General features: G+C 73.3%; 2 protein-coding genes. Both read left to right on the top strand.

The window, feature by feature from the left end; genetic code table 11:
- Positions 1–24 precede the first annotated feature (24 nt).
- A complete protein-coding gene (locus AB0N89_RS05375) occupies positions 25–11013 on the top strand; it encodes an SDR family NAD(P)-dependent oxidoreductase (RefSeq protein WP_364200436.1) in 10989 nt (3662 codons plus the stop codon).
- A gap of 28 nt (positions 11014–11041) precedes the next feature.
- The gene (locus AB0N89_RS05370; protein ID WP_364200434.1) at positions 11042–19777 is read left to right on the top strand and encodes a type I polyketide synthase; all 8736 of its coding nucleotides are present in this window, start codon (positions 11042–11044) and stop codon (positions 19775–19777) included.
- Positions 19778–19783 lie beyond the last annotated feature (6 nt).

Genomic DNA, 19783 nt, shown 5'->3' with positions numbered 1-19783 from the left:
GCCGCCGCGAGGAGGACCACCGTCATGACCACCGACGAGCGGACGCTCGACTACCTCAAGCGACTGACCGCCGAACTGCGCGAGACGCGGCGCCGTCTGCGAGAAGCCGAGGAGAGCGGCTCCGAGCCCCTGGCCGTGATCGGCATGGCCTGCCGGTTCCCGGGCGGGGTCACCTCGCCGGAAGGACTGTGGGATCTCGTCGACGGCGGCGGGGACGGGATGACGGGGTTCCCGGCGAACCGGGGCTGGGACACCGACGGGCTGTACCACCCGGACCCGGAACACCGGGGCACCACCTACAGCGACCAAGGCGGATTCCTCCACGACGCCGGGGAGTTCGACGCGGGCTTCTTCGGCATCTCGCCGCGGGAAGCGCTGGCGATGGACCCGCAGCAGCGGTTGCTGCTGGAGGTCACCTGGGAGACGTTCGAACGGGCGGGGCTGGACACGGCCGCGCTGAAGGGCAGTGCCACCGGGGTGTTCGCCGGTGCCATGCGCAGTGAGTACGTCTCCGGTTTCGACGGCGGATCCGAAGAGGTCGAAGGATTCCTGGGCACCGGCTCGTCCAACAGCGTGCTGTCGGGACGGCTCGCCTACACCCTCGGGCTGGAGGGTCCGGCGGTCACGATCGACACGGCGTGCTCGTCGTCGCTGGTCGCGGTCCACCTCGCGGCGCACGCGCTGCGGTCGGGGGAGTGCTCGCTCGCGCTGGCGGGCGGCGTCACGGTGATGGCCACGCCGGAGACGTTCGTCGAGTTCTCGCGGCAGCGCGGCATGGCGCCGAACGGGCGCTGCAAGGCGTTCGCCGCGGCGGCCGACGGCACCGGCTGGTCCGAGGGCGCGGGCATGCTCCTGCTGGAGAAGCTGTCCGACGCCCGCCGCAACGGGCACCGGATCCTCGCCGTCCTCAAGGGTTCCGCGGTCAACCAGGACGGCGCGTCCAACGGTCTCACCGCGCCCAACGGCCCGGCGCAGCAGCGTGTCATCCGTGCCGCGCTGAAGAACGCGAAGCTCACCGCCGCCGACGTCGACGCCGTCGAGGCGCACGGCACCGGCACGACCCTCGGCGACCCGATCGAGGCGCAGGCGCTGCTGGCCACCTACGGCCGCGAGCGGGAAACCCCGCTGTGGCTGGGGTCGATCAAGTCGAACATCGGCCACACACAGGCCGCCGCGGGTGCCGCCGGGATCATCAAGATGGTCGAGGCCATGCGCCGCGGCGTGCTGCCCCGCACCCTGCACGTGGACGAGCCTTCCCCGCACGTCGACTGGACGGCCGGGGCCGTCGAACTGCTCACCGAACCGAAGCCGTGGGACACCGGCGACCGTCCGCGCCGTGCCGGGGTGTCGTCCTTCGGCATGAGTGGCACCAACGCGCACGTCATCCTGGAGCAGGCCCCCTCCGACGACGACGCCGAGCCGGAGCGGACGCCGCCCGCCGTCCAGACGTGGCCGCTTTCGGCTCGCGGTCCCGCCGCGCTGAAAGCCGCCGCCGCCGACCTTCTGTCCACAGTGGATAGCGTTGACCCGCTCGATCTCGGCTGGTCGCTGGCCTCCACGCGCACCGCGCTGGAGTCGCGTGCCGCGATCGTGGGCACCGGCGTGGAAGACCTCAAGGCCGGGCTGACCGCGCTCGCCGAGGGCGAACCCGCTCCCGGCGTCGTCACCGGTGAGCCGCTGCTCGGGCGCACCGCGTTCCTGTTCTCCGGCATGGGCGCCCAGCGCTGCGGCATGGGCCGCGAGCTGTACGACACCTTCCCCGCGTACCGCGCCGCTTTCGACGAGGCGTGCGCCGCGCTCGACGCGCACCTCGACCGTCCGCTGGCCGACGTCGTCTTCGGCGACGACCAGCGGTTGCTCGACCGGATGACCTTCGCCCAGCCCGCGATGTTCGCCCTGCAGGTCGCGCTGTTCCGCCTGCTGGAGTCGTGGGGCGCCCGGCCGGACTACGTCGTCGGGCACTCCGCCGGTGAACTCGCCGCGGCCCACGTCGCCGGGGTCTGGGACCTGGCAGGCGCCGCGCGGATGATCACCGCGCGCGGCCGCCTGATGGAGGCGCAGCCGCCGGGCGGCGCGATGATCGGCATCCAGGCCACCGAAGAGGAGGTCGCGGCCGAACTGACCGACGGCCTCGCCATCGGCGCGCTCAACGCCCCCGACTCGGTCGTCGTCTCCGGTGAGGAAGCCGCCGCCGGGGCCCTCGCGGCGAAGTTCGCCGAACGCGGCCGGAAGATCAAACGGCTCAACATCTCCCACGCGTCCCACTCCGCGCGGATGGACGGCATGCTCGCCGAATTCGGCGCCATCGCCGAAGAGATCCCGCACGGGACGCCGTCGATCCCGGTGGTCTCCAACGTGACCGGCCGCCTCGCCGGACCCGACGAGGTCACCGTGCCCGGCTACTGGCCGCGCCACGTCCGGCAGCCGGTCCGGTTCGCCGACGGCATCGGTTTCCTGCGCGGCGAAGGCGTTTCCCGGTTCGTCGAAATCGGCCCGGACGCGGTGCTGGCGGGCATGGCGGCGAGGACGCTGCCGCCGGAAGGCACGCTCGTCGTCCCGGTGCTGCGCAAGGACCGCCCCGAAGCCCGGACGGCGATGACCGTGCTCGCCGAACTGCACGTCCGCGGCTCCCACGTCGACTGGACGGCGTTCCACGACGGCACCGGCGCCCGCACGATCGATCTACCGACGTACCCGTTCCAGCGTGAGAACTACTGGCTGCGCGGCGGCCACAGCGCGGGCGACCCCGGCGGGCTCGGCCTGGCCGACGCCGCCCACCCGCTGCTGGGCGCGGCCGTCCCGCTCGCCGATGGCGCCGGAGTCGTGCTGACCGGCCGGATCTCGCCGTCCACGCACCCCTGGCTTACCGACCACGCCGTCGCGGGCACCGTCATCGTGCCCGGCACCGCGCTGGTCGAACTCGCGCTGCGGGCCGGTGACGAAGCCGGCTGCGCGCATCTGGAAGAACTCACCCTGCGCGAACCGATGGTCCTGGCCGGTCCGCTGGACGTCCAGGTCGTCCTGGCGGGCCCGGACGAGAGCGGTCGTCGCGCCGTCGCCGTGTACTCCCGCGCCGGTGAAGGCGCCTGGACGTTGCACGGTTCGGGCACCCTGGCACCGCAGGCCCCGGCCGCGACCTTCGACCTGGCCGAGTGGCCGCCACGCGACGCCGTCTCCGTGGACGTCGCCGACGTCTACCCGGTGTTCGCCTCCGCAGGCCTCGAATACGGCCCGGTCTTCCAGGGACTCAAGGCCGCTTGGCGGCTCGGCGAGGAGATCTTCGCCGAGACCGCGCTGCCGGAAGACACCGCGAAGGCCGACGTCGAGCGCTTCGGGCTGCACCCCGCGCTGTTGGACGCCGGTCTGCACGCGATCGGCCTCATGAGCGAGGAACCGGGTGGCGCCAAACTGCCGTTCCTCTGGCAGGACGTCACCCTGCACGCCACCGGCGCGTCCGCGCTGCGGTTGAAGCTCACGCCCGCTGCTTCGGGTGCGGTCACCCTGCGCGCCGCCGACGGCACCGGCGCGCCGGTCGTCACCATCGGCTCCCTGACCCTGCGTGAACTCGCTCCGGTCACCTCGGCGACCCCCGGTCTCGACTCGCTGTTCCGCCTCGACTGGACCCCGGTGCCCACCCCGGCCGAGCCTGCGCAGGTCGAGTGGGCCTACCACGGCCGGGTCGGCGGCGGCGCCGTTCCGCCGGTGGTCGTGCTCCCGGTGTTCACCGACCCGGCGGGCGCTGGCATCGCCACCCGCGAAGTGCTCGCCGTCCTGCAGCAGTTCTCCATCGAAGACCGGTTCGCCGACGCGAAACTCGTGCTGGTCACGTGTGACGCCATCGGTCCCGGCCGGGTCGATCCGGCCGCCGCCGCGGTCTGGGGCCTCGGCCGCTCCGGGCAGAGCGAACTCCCGGGCCGGGTCGTCCTCGTCGACACCGAGACCGGCGACCTGTCCGATACCGAACTCACCGCCGCGCTGGCGACCGGCGAACCCCAGTTGATCCTGCGTGACGGCGGATTCGCCGCCCTGCGCCTTTCGCCCGTCCCCGGCGCCGACGAGCTCAGCCCGCCCGCCGAACCCGCGTGGCGTCTCGGCATGGCCGCGCGCGGCACGCTGGAGGAACTGCGGCTCGAACCCTGCCCCCAGGCCTTGGAGCCGCTCAAGCCCGGGCACATCCGGGTCGTCGTCGGAGCCGCGGGTCTCAACTTCCGCGACGCGCTCAACGTCCTCGGCATGTTCGAGGGCGAGCCCGGCCCGCTCGGCAACGAGATCGCCGGTGTCGTGCTGGAAACCGGGGCCGAAGTGGACGATCTCGTACCCGGCGACCGCGTGATGGGTGTCGCGATCGGCGGCATCGGCTCGATCACGACCGCGCAGCGCTCGATGTGCGCGAAGATTCCCGAGAGCTGGACCGACGAGGAAGCCGCGTCCGTCCCGCTGGTGTTCCTCACCGCCTACTTCGGGCTCAAGGAACTCGCCGGGCTGAAGGCGGGGGAGTCCGTCCTCGTCCACGCGGGCGCCGGCGGCGTCGGCATGGCGGCGATCCAGATCGCCCGCCACCTCGGCGCGGAGGTCTACAGCACCGCCAGTCCCGCGAAGCAGCACGTGCTGCGCGAGGCAGGGCTGGACGACGGCCACATCGCCAACTCCCGCACCCTCGACTTCGAACAGCATTTCCTCGCCACCAGCGAAGGACGCGGTGTCGACGTCGTCCTCGACGCGCTCACCGGCGACTTCGTGGACGCGTCCCTGCGGCTGCTGCCGCGCGGCGGCCGGTTCCTGGAGATGGGCAAGGCGGGGCTGCGTGACCCCGAAGAGGTCGCCGCGGACCACCCCGGCGTGCACTACCGGCCCTACGACCTCATCGAAGCGGGCCCCGAGCCGTTCTCCCGCATGTGGGCCGAAGTGCTGGACCTATTCGCGAGCGGTGTCCTGAAGCCGTTGCCGCGCCGCGTCTGGGACGTCCGCCGCGCGCCGGAGGCGTTCCGGTTGCTCAGCCAGGCCAAGCACATCGGCAAGGTCGTGCTCACCATCCCGCGCGGCCCGGAGCCCGAGGGCACCGTCCTGATCACCGGCGGCACCGGCGGTCTCGGCGCGATGCTCGCCAAGCACCTGATCGCCGGGTACGGCGTCCGGCACCTGCTCCTGACCAGCCGTCGCGGCCCCGACGCGCCCGGTGCTTCCGAGCTGTCGCAGGAGTTGCAGGCGCTCGGCGCCGAAGTCACCATCGCCGCGTGCGACAGCGCGGACCGCGAAGCCGTCGCCACGCTGCTGGCCGCCATCCCCGGCGAGCATCCGCTCACCGCCGTCGTCCACGCGGCCGGTATCCTCGACGACGCTCCGATCGACGCGCTGACCCCCGAACGCCTCGACCGCGTCCTCGCCCCCAAGGCCGACGCCGCCTGGCATCTGCACGAGCTGACCGCGGAACTCCCGCTGCGCTGGTTCGTCCAGTTCTCCTCGGCCGCCGGCGTGCTCGGCAACCCGGGCCAGGGCAACTACGCCGCCGCCAACGCCTTCCTCGACGGCCTCGCCACCCGCCGTCGCGCCGAAGGCCTCGCCGCGCAGTCCGTCGCGTGGGGCCTGTGGTCCGGTGGCATGAAGGGCGAACTCGGCGACGCGGGCGAAGAACGCATGCGCCGCAGCGGTTTCCCGCCGATCGACCCGGAAGAGGGCTTGGCGATGTTCGACCGCGCGGTCGGCCTCGACCACGCCGTCCTGCTCGGCCTCAAGTTCGACCGCGCGACCGTCCGCGGCAGCGACGCCCCGATCTCGCCGCTGATCCGCGGGCTGGTCGGCGGATCCGGCCGCGCCAAGGCCAAGACAGCCACCGCCGAGCAGGCGGGCGAACTGCGGCGCGCACTCGCCGGGCTGCCCGCGCCGGACCGGGACGAACTGCTGCTGGACCTGGTGCGCCGCGAGGTCGCGCTGGTCCTCGGGCACGCCGACGCGGCCGGGATCGCCGCGACCCGCGCGTTCAACGAAATCGGCTTCGACTCGCTCACCGCGGTCGAACTGCGCAACCGTCTCGGCGCCGCGACCGGTCTCCGGCTGCCCGCGACGCTCGTCTTCGACCACCCGACGCCCGACGCGCTCAAGGTTTTCCTGCGCGGCGAGCTCGTCGGGGACGAGACGCCGGCCCCGGTCGCGATCACCCCCGTCGCGGCCGGGTCCGGTATCCACGACGATCCGATCGTCATCGTCGGCATGGGCTGCCGGTACCCGGGCGAGGTCACCTCGCCCGCCGAGCTCTGGCAGCTGGTCGCCGAGGGCCGCGACGGCGTCGGGGACTTCCCGGCCGACCGTGACTGGCCCTTGGACTCCCTGTTCCACCCGGACCCCGACCACCGCGGCACCACCTACGCTTCCGAGGGCGCTTTCCTTTACAACGCGGGAGATTTCGACGCCGAGTTCTTCGGGATCTCGCCGCGTGAAGCGCTGGCGATCGATCCGCAGCAGCGCCAGGTCCTGGAGACGTCGTGGGAGGCGCTGGAGCGGGCGGGCATCGACCCGGCGTCCCTGCGCGGCACGAGCACCGGTGTCTTCGCGGGTGCCCTGTCCAACGACTACATCTCGCGGCTGAGCGCGATTCCCGAACAGGTCGAAGGCTTCCTCGGCACCGCGTCCTTCAGCAGCGTCGTCTCCGGCCGCGTCGCCTACGCGCTGGGTCTCGAAGGCCCGGCCGTCTCCGTCGACACGGCCTGCTCGTCCTCGCTGGTCGCCGTGCACCTGGCCGCGCAGTCGCTGCGGTCGGGGGAGTGCTCGCTCGCGCTGGCGGGGGGCGTCAACGTGATGGCCTCACCGGACATGTTCGTCGAGTTCTCGCGGCAGCGCGGACTCGCCCCGGACGGCCGCTGCAAGCCGTTCGCCGGGGCTGCCGACGGCACGAACTGGGCCGAAGGCGTCGGGATCCTGGTGCTGGAGCGTCTTTCCGACGCCCGCCGCAACGGGCATCGCGTCCTCGCGGTCGTGCGCGGTAGTGCGGTCAACCAGGACGGCGCGTCCAACGGTCTCACCGCCCCCAACGGACCTTCGCAGCAGCGCGTGATCCGGTCCGCCCTGGCCAACGCCGGTGTCGAATCGTCCACCGTGGACGTCGTCGAAGCGCACGGCACGGGCACGCCGCTGGGTGACCCGATCGAGGCGCAGGCGCTGCTGGCCACCTACGGCCGTGACCGTGAGCGGCCCCTGCTGCTCGGTTCGGTCAAGTCGAACATCGGCCACACGCAGGCCGCCGCCGGGGTCGCCGGGATCATCAAGATGGTCGAGGCGATGAACCACGGTGTCGTCCCGGCGAGCCTGCACGTGGACGAGCCGACCCCGCACGTCGACTGGACCGCCGGCGACATCGCGCTGCTCACCGAGCGGACGCCGTGGCCGGAGACCGGCGGCCCGCGCCGCGCCGGGGTGTCGTCGTTCGGCATCAGCGGCACCAACGCGCACGTCGTCCTCGAACAGGCCCCGGCCGAAACCGAGCCAGAGCCCTCGGGCACGCTGCCCGTAGTGCCTCTGCTGGTTTCCGGGCGCACACCGGAGGCCCTGGCAGCGCAGACCTCCCGTCTGTCCACAGTAGACCTGAGCGTCGACACCGGCTTCTCGCTGGCGACCACCCGCACCCACCACGCGCACCGCGCGGTCGTCGCCGGGGAGCCCGGCGCCGGACTGCGGACGCTGGCCTCCGGCGAACCCGCGTCCGGCCGTCTCGCGTTCCTGTTCACCGGACAGGGTTCGCAGCGACTCGGCATGGGGCAGGGGCTGTACAACGCTTTCCCCGCGTTCGCCAAGGCCTACGACGAGGTCGCCGCGCTGCTCCCGCTCGATGGTGACCTGAGCAGGACCGGGACCGCGCAGCCCGCGATCTTCGCCCTCGAAGTCGCGCTCTACCGGCTCTTCGAGTCGTGGGGTGTCCGTCCCGCGTTCGTCGCCGGGCACTCGATCGGCGAGATCGCCGCCGCGCACGTCGCGGGCGTGTTCTCGCTGGAAGACGCGGCGAAGCTGATCGAAGCGCGCGGCAGGCTGATGGAGGCGCTGCCCGAGGGCGGCGCGATGGTCGCCGTGCAGGCGACCGAAGCCGAGGTCGCCGAGTTCGACGGTGTCGCCGTCGCGGCGGTCAACGGCCCGGACGCCGTCGTGCTCTCGGGTGCGGAGGAACCGGTGCTCGCCGTCGCCTCGGCGCTGGAAGCCCGGGGCCGGAAGGTGAAGCGGCTCGACGTCTCCCACGCGTTCCACTCGCCGCTGATGGACCCGATGCTCGACGACTTCGCCGCCGTGGTGCGGGAACTGTCGTTCTCGGAACCGCGGATCCCGATCGTGTCGACCGTCGCCGAGCAGGCTGATCTGACCGACCCCGCGTACTGGGTGCGCCACGTCCGGGAGCCGGTCCGGTTCGCCGACGCGCTGACCGCCCTCGCGGCCGAAAACGTGACCACCTTCCTCGAAATCGGCCCTGCCGCGGTGCTTTCGGCACTGGCCGCGGGGACCAGCGAGGCGATCCCCGCCCTGCGCGCCGACAAGGACGAGCCGGAGACCGCGGTCACCGCGCTGGCCCGCCTGCACGTCCGCGGGATCGACGTCGACTGGTCCGCGTTCTTCGCCCCCGCGAAACCGCGCGTCGTCGACCTGCCGACCTACGCCTTCCAGCACGAGCGGTACTGGCTGCGCGAACCCGCCGTGGCGCGTGTCGCGGGCGGGCTGCGTCACCCGGTCCTGGCGTCCGCGGTGACCTCGGCCGACGACGGTTCGGTCCTGGGCACCGGCGTTCTCCCCGCCGACCCCTCGGACACGCTGCTCGTCGAACTGGCGATCCGGGCCGGTGACGAGGTCGGTGCGAGCACGCTCGCCGAATTCGCCGTCGAGGCTCCGCTGACCGGTGACCGCGAGGTCCAGGTCTCCGTCGGCGCCGAGAACGACGGCCGTCGCCCGGTCTCGGTCCACACCCGGACCGGCGCGGGCTGGCAGCGGCACGGCACCGGATTCCTGGTCGAGGCACCCGCACCGGCACCGGCCCTCCCCGAAGTCTCGACCGAGCTGACCCTGCCGGACGACAGCGCGCAGCTGTACGGCCTGCACCCGAGCCTGCTCGACCCGGTGCTTGCCGAACGCGGCTGGCCGGTCTCCTGGCGGAACGTGACCCTGCACGCAACCGGCGCCACCACCGTCCGGGCGCACCTGAGCCCGGCGGGGGAGCTGGCGGTGTTCGACCTCGCGGGAGCCCCGGTGCTGTCCGCCGAGGTGACCTTCGGCGAACGCCCGGCGGCCGTGACGGAGCCGAGCGAATCGCTCCACCGGATCGTCTGGTCGCCGATTCCGGCGGGCGACGGCGAAACGTCGTGGGCCCGTCTTGAGGACGTCGGCGCGGAGCTGCCCGAAGCCGTCGTCCTGGAACTCGCCGAACCCGCGGGGGACGTGGCCGACGCGGCGCGGACGGCGACCGCGACCGTGCTCGCCGCGGTGCAGGAGTCCCCAGCCGCCCGCCTGGTCGTGCTGACCGCCGGCGCCGTCGCACTGTCCGAAGAGGACGGTGCGGATCCCGCCGCCGCCGCGGTCTGGGGTCTGGTGCGCGCCGCGCAGTCGGAGAACCCGGGCCGGTTCGTCCTCGTGGACGGCGACGGCGACACCTCGATGCTCGGCAAGGCGCTGGCCACCGGCGAGGACCAGCTGCTGCTGCGTGAAGGCAAGCTGTACGCGCCGAAACTGGCGTTGGTGAGCGGCGCCGCCGGAACCAAGACGGACTTGGCGGGCGGGGCGGTGCTCGTCACCGGCGGCACCGGCGGACTCGGCGCCCACCTCGCCCGGCATCTGGTCCAGGCGCACGGCGTCACGGAACTCGTGCTCACCAGCCGACGCGGCCCGGACGCCCCGGGCGCGACCGAGCTGGCCGAGGAGTTGACGGCGCTCGGCGCGAACGTCCGCGTCGAAGCCTGCGACGTCGCCGATCGCGCCGCCCTCGAAGGTCTCCTGGGCGGGATCCCCCGGCTGAGCGGGGTCGTGCACGCGGCCGGTGTCCTCGACGACGGACTCGTCGGCGCGCTCACCCCGGAGCGGCTCGCGACCGTGTTCGGTCCCAAGGCCGCCGCCGCTTGGCATCTGCACGAACTGACCAAGGGCCACGAGCTCGCCGCGTTCGTCCTGTTCTCCTCGGCCGCCGGGGTCTTCGGCAACGCCGGTCAGGGCAACTACGCCGCCGCCAACGCCTTCCTCGACGGTCTCGCCGTGCACCGCCGGGCGCTCGGCCTGCCCGCCCGCTCGCTGGCCTGGGGCCGCTGGGCGGACGGCATGGGCGGCGCGCTCGGCACGCAGGCCGGGCAACGCTTGAGCCGCAACGGTTTCCCCGCGCTGAGCCTGGACGAAGGACTGGCGCTGTTCGACGCGGCGCTGGCCGCGGACGTGGCCGCGTCGGTGCCGGTGAAGCTCGACAAGGCCGGTCTCGCCGACGCCGCCGCGGCCGGACAGCTCCCGCCGGTCCTGCGCGACCTGGTGCCCGCCGTCCGGCGCACCGCCGCTGCCGCCGACGCCGGCGCGCTGCGGCTCAAGCTCGCCGGGCTGGCCGAGTCCGAGCAGGAACGCGCGCTGCTCGACCTGGTGCGGGGGCAGGCCGCGGCCGTCCTCGGCCACGCCGGGGCGGCCGCGATCGCCCCCGGCCGCGGCTTCCTCGACCTCGGGTTCGACTCGCTCACCGCGGTCGAGTTCCGGACCGCGCTGGCCGCCGCGACCGGCCTCACCCTGCCCACGACGGTCGTCTTCGACTACCCGGCGCCGGACGCGCTGGCCAAGTACCTCCAGACCGAACTCGCCCCCGAGACCGGCGCGGGCGCCGCGGTGACCGAACAGATCACCCGGCTCGAAGCGCTGCTCGACGGCGCAGACCCCGGCGACGCGGAGATCGACGGACGGCTCAAGCGGCTGGTGGCGGCCTGGGCGGCGAAGAAGCCCGCGCACGCCACCGCCGACCTCGACGCCGCGTCCCCGGACGACCTCCTCGCGCTGATCGACGACGAGTTCGGCCCGCGCTGACCCGCGACAGACACTCAGGAGCCGTGACATGCCTTCGGAAGAGCAGTACGTCGACTACCTCAAGCGGATGGCGGCCGACCTGCGTGAGAGCCGCCGCGAGCTGGCGGACGCGCGGGACAAGGAGACCGAGCCCATCGCGATCGTCGCGATGAGCTGCCGGTTCCCCGGCGGCGTCCGCACCCCGGAACAGCTGTGGGAACTCATCGACGGCGGCGGGGACGCGATCTCGCCGTTCCCCGCCGACCGCGGCTGGGACACCGACGCGATCCACGACCTCGACCCGTCCGTCCCCGGCACCAGCTACGTCCGCGAAGGCGGCTTCCTGCACGACGCCGCGGAGTTCGACAACGAGCTGTTCGGCATCTCGCCCCGGGAGGCGGAGGCGACCGATCCACAGCAGCGCCTGCTGCTGGAGACCGCGTGGGAGGCCGTCGAGCGGGCCGGGATCGATCCGCTTTCGCTCAAGGGCAGCGCCACCGGCGTGTTCGCGGGCGTCGGGTTCACCGACTACGCGTCGCGGCTGACCGCGCTGCCCGAGGAACACGAGGGCTACCTCGGCATCGGCACCTCCGGCAGTGTGGTGTCCGGCCGCGTCTCCTACGCGCTCGGCCTAGAAGGGCCGTCGGTGTCGATCGACACGGCGTGCTCGTCCTCACTGGTCGCGGTCCACCTCGCCGCTCGCGCGCTGCGGTCGGGGGAGTGCACGCTGGCCTTGGCAGGCGGCGTCACGGTGATGGCGACCCCGGGCGCGTTCGTCGAGTTCTCGCGGCAGCGGGGGCTCGCGCCGGACGGGCGCTGCAAGCCGTTCGCGTCCGCCGCCGACGGCACGAACTGGGCCGAGGGCGCCGGGATGCTGGTGCTGGAACGCCTTTCCGACGCCCGCCGCAACGGGCACCCGATCCTCGCGCTCGTCCGAGGCAGCGCGGTCAACTCCGACGGCGCGTCCAGCGGTCTGACCGCCCCGAACGGCCCGTCGCAGCAACGCGTCATCCGCGCCGCGCTCGCCAACGCCGGGGTCGAGGCGTCCACTGTGGACGTCGTCGAGGCGCACGGCACCGGGACCGCGCTGGGCGACCCGATCGAGGCGCAGGCCCTGCTCGCCACCTACGGCCGGGACCGGGAAACGCCGCTGTGGCTCGGCTCGGTGAAGTCGAACATCGGCCACACCCAGGCCGCCGCCGGACTCGCCGGCATCGTCAAACTGGTCGAGGCGATGCGGCACGCCACCCTGCCCGCGACCCTGCACGTCGACGCGCCGTCCCCGCATGTCGACTGGTCCGCCGGGTCGGTGGAACTGCTCGGCAAGGCCCGCCCGTGGGCGGCGACGGACCGGCCGCGTCGCGCGGGGGTGTCGTCGTTCGGGATCAGCGGCACCAACGCGCATGTGATCCTGGAGCAGCCGTCGGAAGAAGCTGCTCCCGCCAGGGAGATCGCGGCGCCTCCGGTGGTTCCGTACGTGCTGTCCGGTGCTTCGCCCGCCGCCGTCCGCGCACAGGCCGCCGCCTTGTTGTCCACTGTGGACGAATCCGGCGCCGAGCCGGTCGACGTCGCGCTCTCCCTCGCCACGACTCGCGCCGGGATGGAGCACCGCGCGGTCGTCACCGGCGCGGACCGCACCGAACTGGCCGCCGGTCTCCGCGCTCTCGCGGGCGGCGAAGCGGGCACGGTCACCGGCAGCGACACCGCCGGGCGCCTGGCCGTGCTGTTCACCGGCCAGGGTTCGCAGCGACTCGGCATGGGCCGCCGTCTCCACGAGTGCTTCCCGGCGTTCGCCGAGGCCTTCGACGAGGCCTGCGCGCACCTTCCCGGCGTGCGGGACGTTGTGTTCGGCGCTGACGCCGCCCGGCTCGACCGCACCGAGTTCGCCCAGCCCGCGCTGTTCGCGTTCGAGGTCGCGCTGTTCCGGCTCGTCACCTCCTGGGGTGCCGGTCCGGACTTCCTCGCCGGGCACTCGGTCGGCGAGATCGCGGCCGCGCACGTCGCCGGGGTGCTTTCCCTGGAGGACGCGGCGAAACTGGTCCTGGCCCGCGGCCGGCTGATGCAGGCACTGCCCGAGGGCGGCGCGATGATCGCGCTGGAGGCGACCGAGGACGAGGTCCGCCCGTACCTTTCCGCCGACGTCGCGCTCGCGGCGGTTAACGGTCCGCGCGCGGTCGTCCTGTCCGGCGCCGAAGCCGCGACGACCGCTGTCGCGGAACGCTTTCCGGGCCGCCGCACGACTCGCCTGTCGGTCTCCCACGCCTTCCACTCGGCGCTGATGGAGCCGATGCTCGCCGAGTTCGCCACTGTGGCGCGGACCCTGACCTACCGCGAGCCCATGATCCCGGTCGTCTCGACGCTGACCGGCGAGCTCGCCGACCGGCTCACCGATCCGGAGTACTGGGCCGAGCACGTCCGCGGCACCGTCCGGTTCGCCGACGCGGTGGAAACCCTGCATGGCCAAGGCGTCACGACCTTCCTCGAACTCGGCCCGGACGCCGCCCTCACCCCGATGGGCCGCTCGGTCCTCCCCGACGGCGCGGTCTTCGCCGCGGCTCAGCGCAAGGACCGTGACCAGGCCGTCACGCTCGTCACCGCGCTGGGCCTGATCCACGCCCACGGCGCCCGCGTCGACTGGTCCGCGTACCTCGGCGGCAGCGGCGCTCGCGTCGTCACGCTGCCGACGTATCCGTTCCAGCGCAAGCGTTTCTGGTTGGAGGACCCGGGCGCGGACGTGGTCGCCGCCGAGGACGGCCGGTTCTGGTCGGTCGTCGAGTCCGGCGACGTCGGCGAGTTCGCCGCCGAGCTGAAGCTGTCCGACGTCGAAGCACCGCTCGGCACGGTTCTGCCCGCGCTGTCTCGGTATCGCCGCGCCCGGTCGCTGGCGGCCGAAGCGACGTCGCTGGCGTACCACGTCCGCTGGCAGCCCTTCACCCCCGCGACGACCACGGCGACCGGACGCTGGCTGCTCGTCACCTCGGCTCAGGAACACCCGTGGATCGAGGCCGCTCTTGAGACCTTGTCCGGTGCCGAGGTGCGGCGCCTCGTCGTCGAGCACCCCGATCGCGTAGACCTGCCTGACGAGTCCTTCGACGGAATCCTGTCCCTGCTGGCCCTCGACGAGACCGAGAGCGACGGCCTGTCCTTCGGCGCCGAAGCCATCATGTCGCTGGTCCGCGAGCTGGCCGCCCGCGACTCCCAAGGTCCACTGTGGACGCTCACCCGCGGCGCGGTCTCGACCGGCGCCCACGACGCCCCCGATTCGCCCGCCCAGGCTCAGCTGTGGGGCTTCGGCCGCGCGGCCGCGTTGGAGAACCCGCAGGCGTGGGGCGGCCTCGTCGACGTCCCGGCCGAGCCGGGGGAGCGGACCGTGTCGCTCTTGCGCGGCGTCGTCACCGGTCCTCGCGGTGAGGACCAGGTCGCCGTCCGGGCCACCGGCGCCTTCGGCAGGCGCCTCGCCCACGCCGAAACCGTCGAGCCCAAGCGGTCCTGGCGGCCGAGCGGCACCGTGCTCGTCACCGGCGGTACCGGTGGTCTCGGCGGGATCGTCGCCCGCTGGCTCGTCGAAAACGGCGCCGACCACGTCGTCCTCGTGTCCCGCCAAGGACAAGACGCGCCCGGCGCCGCCGAGCTGGCAGGCGATCGCGTCACCATCGCCGCCTGCGACGTCGCCGACAAGGACGCCCTCGCGGCCGTCATCGAGCCGATCCGTGACGACCTCCGCTCGGTCTTCCACCTCGCCGGCGTCCTCGAACTCGGCCTCATCGAGACGATGGACCGCACGCGCTACGCCGATGTCCTGCGCCCCAAGGTCGCCGGGACGCGCAACCTCGAAGAACTGACCGAGGGACTCGACCTCGACGCCTTCGTCCTGTTCTCCTCGATCGCCGCTTCGATCGGCAACGCGGTCCAGAGCGCTTACGGCGCCTCGAACGCGTACCTCGAAGCCGTCGCGCAGCGTCGCCGGGCGAACGGCCTGCCCGCGACGTCGATCGCGTGGGGCCGCTGGGGTCGTGTCGGCATGGGTGTCGGCGCGGACCTCGACGAATTGCTCAGCGGGCTCGGCGTTCCGGCCATGGCGCCGGAGACCGGTCTGGTCGCGCTCGGCCAGGCGCTGGACCGCGACGAGACCGCGCTGACCGTCGCCGAACTGACCTGGGAGAAGTTCGCCCCGCCGTTCGCGGCGCTGCGGCCGAGCCCGCTGCTGGCCGACCTGCCCGAGGTCGTCGCCATCGCCGAGGCCGAAGCCGCTCAGGCCGCCGAGGGCGCGGAAGCCGCCGACGCGTGGCGGACCCGTCTCGCCGGACTGCCCGAGGCCGAACGCGAACGCGTCGTCACCGAACTGGTCCTGACCCACACCGCGGCCGTGCTCGGGCACACCGACGGCGTCCCGGCCGGGCAGCAGTTCACCAAACTGGGCATCGATTCGCTCACCGCGATCGAGCTGCGCGGCCGGATCAACACCGAGACCGGGCTGGCGCTCCCGCCGACGATGGTGTTCGACCACGCGACCCCGGCCGCGCTCGCCGCGCATCTGCTGGCCGCGCTCACCCCGGCCGCCGAGGAGACGCGGGTCGTCACCGCCGGACCGGCCGCCGCGGGCCAGGACGTCGCCGTCGTCGGCCTCTCCTGCCGCTTCGCCGGCGGCAGCGACACCCCGGAGAAGTTCTGGCAGAACCTGGTCCAGGGCAAGGATCTGGTCCGTGAGGTCCCGCCGGACCGCTGGACCGCCGCCGACTACTACGACCCCGACCGCACCGCGCCGGGCAAGGCGTACACGCAGCAGGGCGCGTTCGTCGACGACATCGCGGGCTGGGACGCGGCGTTCTTCGGCCTGTCGCCGCAGGAGGCGCGGCGGCTCGACCCGACCTTCCGGTTGCTCATGGAGCTGGTCTGGGAAGGCATCGAAGACGCCGGGCTCACCGCCGACGAACTGCGCGGCAGCCGCACCGGCGTGTTCGCCGGGCTGATCGACACCATGCAGTACAGCATGCGGCAGCTCGAAGCCGACGGCATGGACGCGGCCGACGACCCCTACTTCGGGCTCGGCAGCTCGCTTTCCGCCGCCGCCGGGCGCATCGCGCATCTGCTCGACCTGCGCGGCCCCTGCCTGACCGTGGACACCGCCTGCTCGTCGGCGCTGAGCGCGGCGCATCTGGCGGTGCAGAGCCTCCGCCGCGGTGAATGCGACATCGCGATCGTCGGTGCCGCGTCGGCGATGATCAACCCGGACGTCTTCATCCAGTCCTGCAAGATGAGCATGCTGGCCGCCGACGGCCGCACCAAGACCTTCGACGAGAGCGCCGACGGCTACGTCATCGGCGAGGGCGGCGGCGTCGTCGTGCTCCGCCGGGCGGGCGAGGTCGGCCAGGCCCAGCGGACGCGTGCGGTCATCCGCGGCACCGCGACCAACCAGGACGGGCGCAGCAACGGGCTCACCGCGCCCAACCGCGCGGCGCAGAACGCGGTCATCCGCGCGGCGCTCGCCGACGCCGGGGTCAGTCCCGACGAGATCGGTTACGTCGAGGCGCACGGTTCCGGCACGCAGCTCGGCGACGCGATCGAGTTCACCGCGCTCGGCGAGATCTTCGGTGAGCGGAACGCGCCCGAGCCGCTGTACGTCGGCGCGGTCAAGACCAACGTCGGCCACACCCTCGCCGCGGCGGGCATGGCCGGGCTGATCAAAACCGTGCTGTCGCTGGAAAACGGCACTCTGCCGGGCAACCTGCACATGAGTACGCCGAACTCGGTGGTCACCGTGGACGGCACGGTCCGCCCGGTCCCCGAGGCCCGGCCTTTCCCGGCCAACGCCGCCGGGGTGCTGCGCGCGGGCGTCAGTTCGTTCGGCTGGTCCGGGTCCAACGTGCACTTCGTTCTCGACCAGGCCGAACCCGCCCCGGCGGCCACCCCGGGCGTCGAATGGCAGCTGCTCACGGTGTCCGGGCAGAGCGAAGCCGGTCTGCGCGCCAACGCCGAGGCTCTGGCCGAGAACCTGACCGGAGAACTGGCCGACGTCGCCTTCACCACCCAGGCCGGGCGCAGCGCCCTTCCGCTCCGCAAGGCCGTGCTGGTGCGCGACCACACCGACGCCGTCACGGCCCTGCGCGCGGTCACCGGCGGCTCGGCCGTCACCGACAAGCGGCGCTTCGGTCTCCTACTGCCCGGCACGCGCGGCGCCTGGCAGAACACGACCGACGAGCTGTACCGCACCGAACTCGCGTTCCGCGCCGCGATCGACGAATGCGCCGCCTTGCTGGACGGCCGTGCCGACCTGCTCGGCGCGCTCTACGGCACGGCCGAGGCCGACGAACGGGCCGTGGTCTTCGCCGTCGAGTACGCCTTCACCCGGCTGCTGGCCGCGTGGGGCCTCGAACCGGCCGTGGTGCTCGGACGCGGGACCGGCGAATGTGCCGCCGCCGTCGCGGGCGGGCTGTTCGGTCTCGCCGAAGGCCTCGAACTCGCGCTCGGCGGATCCGTTCCGCAGGCGGGAACCCCGACGGTGCCGGTGATCTCTCCCCGCACGGGCACGGTGCTCACCGCCGCCGAGGCCGCCGATCCGGCGCACTGGCGGATCGCGGACGACCGCTTCGAAGACGGCCTGCTGGCGCTGGCCAAGTACGCCGGGGTCCTGGTCGAAGCCGGACTCGGCGACGAGGGCGCCGAGGCGGCCGGCCGTTACCTGCCGCAGACGCCGGTGGTCTCGCTGCTGCCTGAGCCGGTAGCCGGTACCGGACGACAGTCCTGGCTGACCGCGCTCGGCGCGCTCTGGGAGCACGGCGTCCAGATCGGCTGGGCGGACGGCGCCGGACCGGACCGCCGGTTCGTCTCCCTTCCCGGCTACCGCTTCCAGCGCACTCGTTACTGGCCGGAGGTCGCTTCTCGCGGTGGCGGCTGGTCGCTGTCGCAGATGTCCGCCGGTGAGCCGCGGCCGGAGACGCCGGTCCGCGACGGGCTGGCCGCGCACACGCCGACGTGGCGCCGGGACGGCACGCGCCGGGTGCCCGCGACACCGGGCGACCTGGTCCTGTTCGCCGAGCCGGGCCCGTTCGCCGACGGTTTCGCCGCGGCGGCCGAAGCGGCCGGGCACCGCGTCACGGTCGCTTCCGACATGGACCGTCAGGTGCTCGCCGGGGACGGCCCGCTGCGGATCGTGCACGCCCTCGGGCTCACCGCGAGCGGCGTCGAAACCGGCTTCTACAGCCTCCTGGAACTCGGCAAGGCGATCGGTGCCGAATGCGCCGGGCGCCGCGTCGACCTGCTCACCTTGGGACACAACGGCTTCGACGTCCTCGGCGGGGACGCCACCGACGCCTTCGCCCCGACCATCGCCGCCACGTCCGACGCGATCGCCGCCGAGTACCCGATGGTCCACGCGCAGTACGCGGACTTCGACCGCACCGGCGACAAGATCGCCCAGGCCACGCACGAGCTCGACCTGCTCGCGGCGTCCACAGTGGACACCGTCGACGGCGTCGCCGTCGCCGCCTGGCGAGGCGGACGACGCTGGCTGCGTGGCTTCGACGTCGTCGAGCTGCCGGAGACCGACGACGTGCTGGCCTGGAAGCCCGGCGGGACCTACCTGATCACCGGTGGGCTCGGCGTCCTCGGCCTCGCGCTGGCCAAGCGGCTCGCGCCGCTGGGCGTGAACCTCGCGCTGGCGGGCCGGTCCGAGCTGCCGCCGGAGGAGACCTGGGACGACTGGATCTCCGACCACGGCGTCGACGACCGCACCAGCGAAGTGCTGCTGGCGGTCCGGGATCTGCGCGCCCTCGGCGCCGACGTCCTGACGCTGCGCGCCGACGTCAGCGCCCCCGGCGAGGCCGCCGCGCTGCTGGCCGAGGTCCGCGGCTACTTCGGCTACCTCGACGGCGTCGTGCACGCCGCCGGGATCGCCGGCGGCGGCCTGCTGCAGAACAAGACCCGCGAGCAGGCGGCCGCGGTGCTGGCGCCGAAGATCGACGGCACCCTCGCCCTGACCGAGGCGCTGCGCGTCGAACCGGTCGACCTGCTGGTCCTGTACTCCTCGACGGTGACGCTCACCGTCGGCGTCGGCGAGATCGACTACTCGGCGGCCAACGCCTTCCTCGACGGGGTCGCTTCGGCCTCGGCGGGCGGGCGCGGCCCGGCCAAGCAGGTCGTTTCGGTCGCGTGGGGGCCCTGGCAACTGGACGCCTGGACGGCGTCCGGGCTCTCGGGCTCCGCCGAAGCGCAGGAGGGTTCCCGCAAGTTCCGCGAGGAGTTCGGCATCGGCGCCGAGGAAGGCACCGAACTGCTGTCGCGGATCGTCGCTTCCGGCGAGCCGCTGGTGACCGTGCTGCCGCTGCCGCTGACCGACGTGCTGGCCGCGCTCGCCCGGATGGGTTCGGTCGACGCGCTGGTCGGCGCCGACGCCGCGATCCCCACCGGGGAGCGGTACCCGCGCCCCGACCTGCGCACCGCGTACGTCGCCCCGCGCACCCCGGCGGAGGTGCGCGTCGCCGCCGCCTGGTGCGATTGCCTCGGCCTGGAAGAGGTCGGCGTGCACGACCCGTTCTTCGACCTCGGCGGCACTTCGCTGATCGGCCTGGTGCTGATCGGCCGCGTCGCCAAGGAGTTCGGCGTCGAACTGGCCCCGGCGAGCCTGTTCGAGAAACCGACCATCGCCGAATTCGTCACGCTCCTCGGCGAACAGTCCCCGGCGGCCGCCGAGCCCGCCGGCGTCGCCGAAGACGTCTCCGCCCGCGGCGAACGCCGCCGCGCCCGCACCGCGAAGCTCCGCAAGCGCCCGAGCCGGACCGGAAGGTGAACCACC

This window comes from Amycolatopsis sp. NPDC089917, from assembly GCF_040684635.1.
In the GTDB taxonomy this organism is placed as follows: Bacteria; Actinomycetota; Actinomycetes; order Mycobacteriales; family Pseudonocardiaceae; genus Amycolatopsis.
This window is presented reverse-complemented; position numbering and strand designations above follow the sequence as displayed.

What these genes read in the sequence shown, in the direction of transcription:
- AB0N89_RS05375 (WP_364200436.1), top strand. Translation starts at nt 25, where the DNA reads ATGACCACCGACGAGCGGACGCTCGACTACCTCAAGCGACTGACCGCC.
- AB0N89_RS05370 (WP_364200434.1), top strand. Translation starts at nt 11,042, where the DNA reads ATGCCTTCGGAAGAGCAGTACGTCGACTACCTCAAGCGGATGGCGGCC.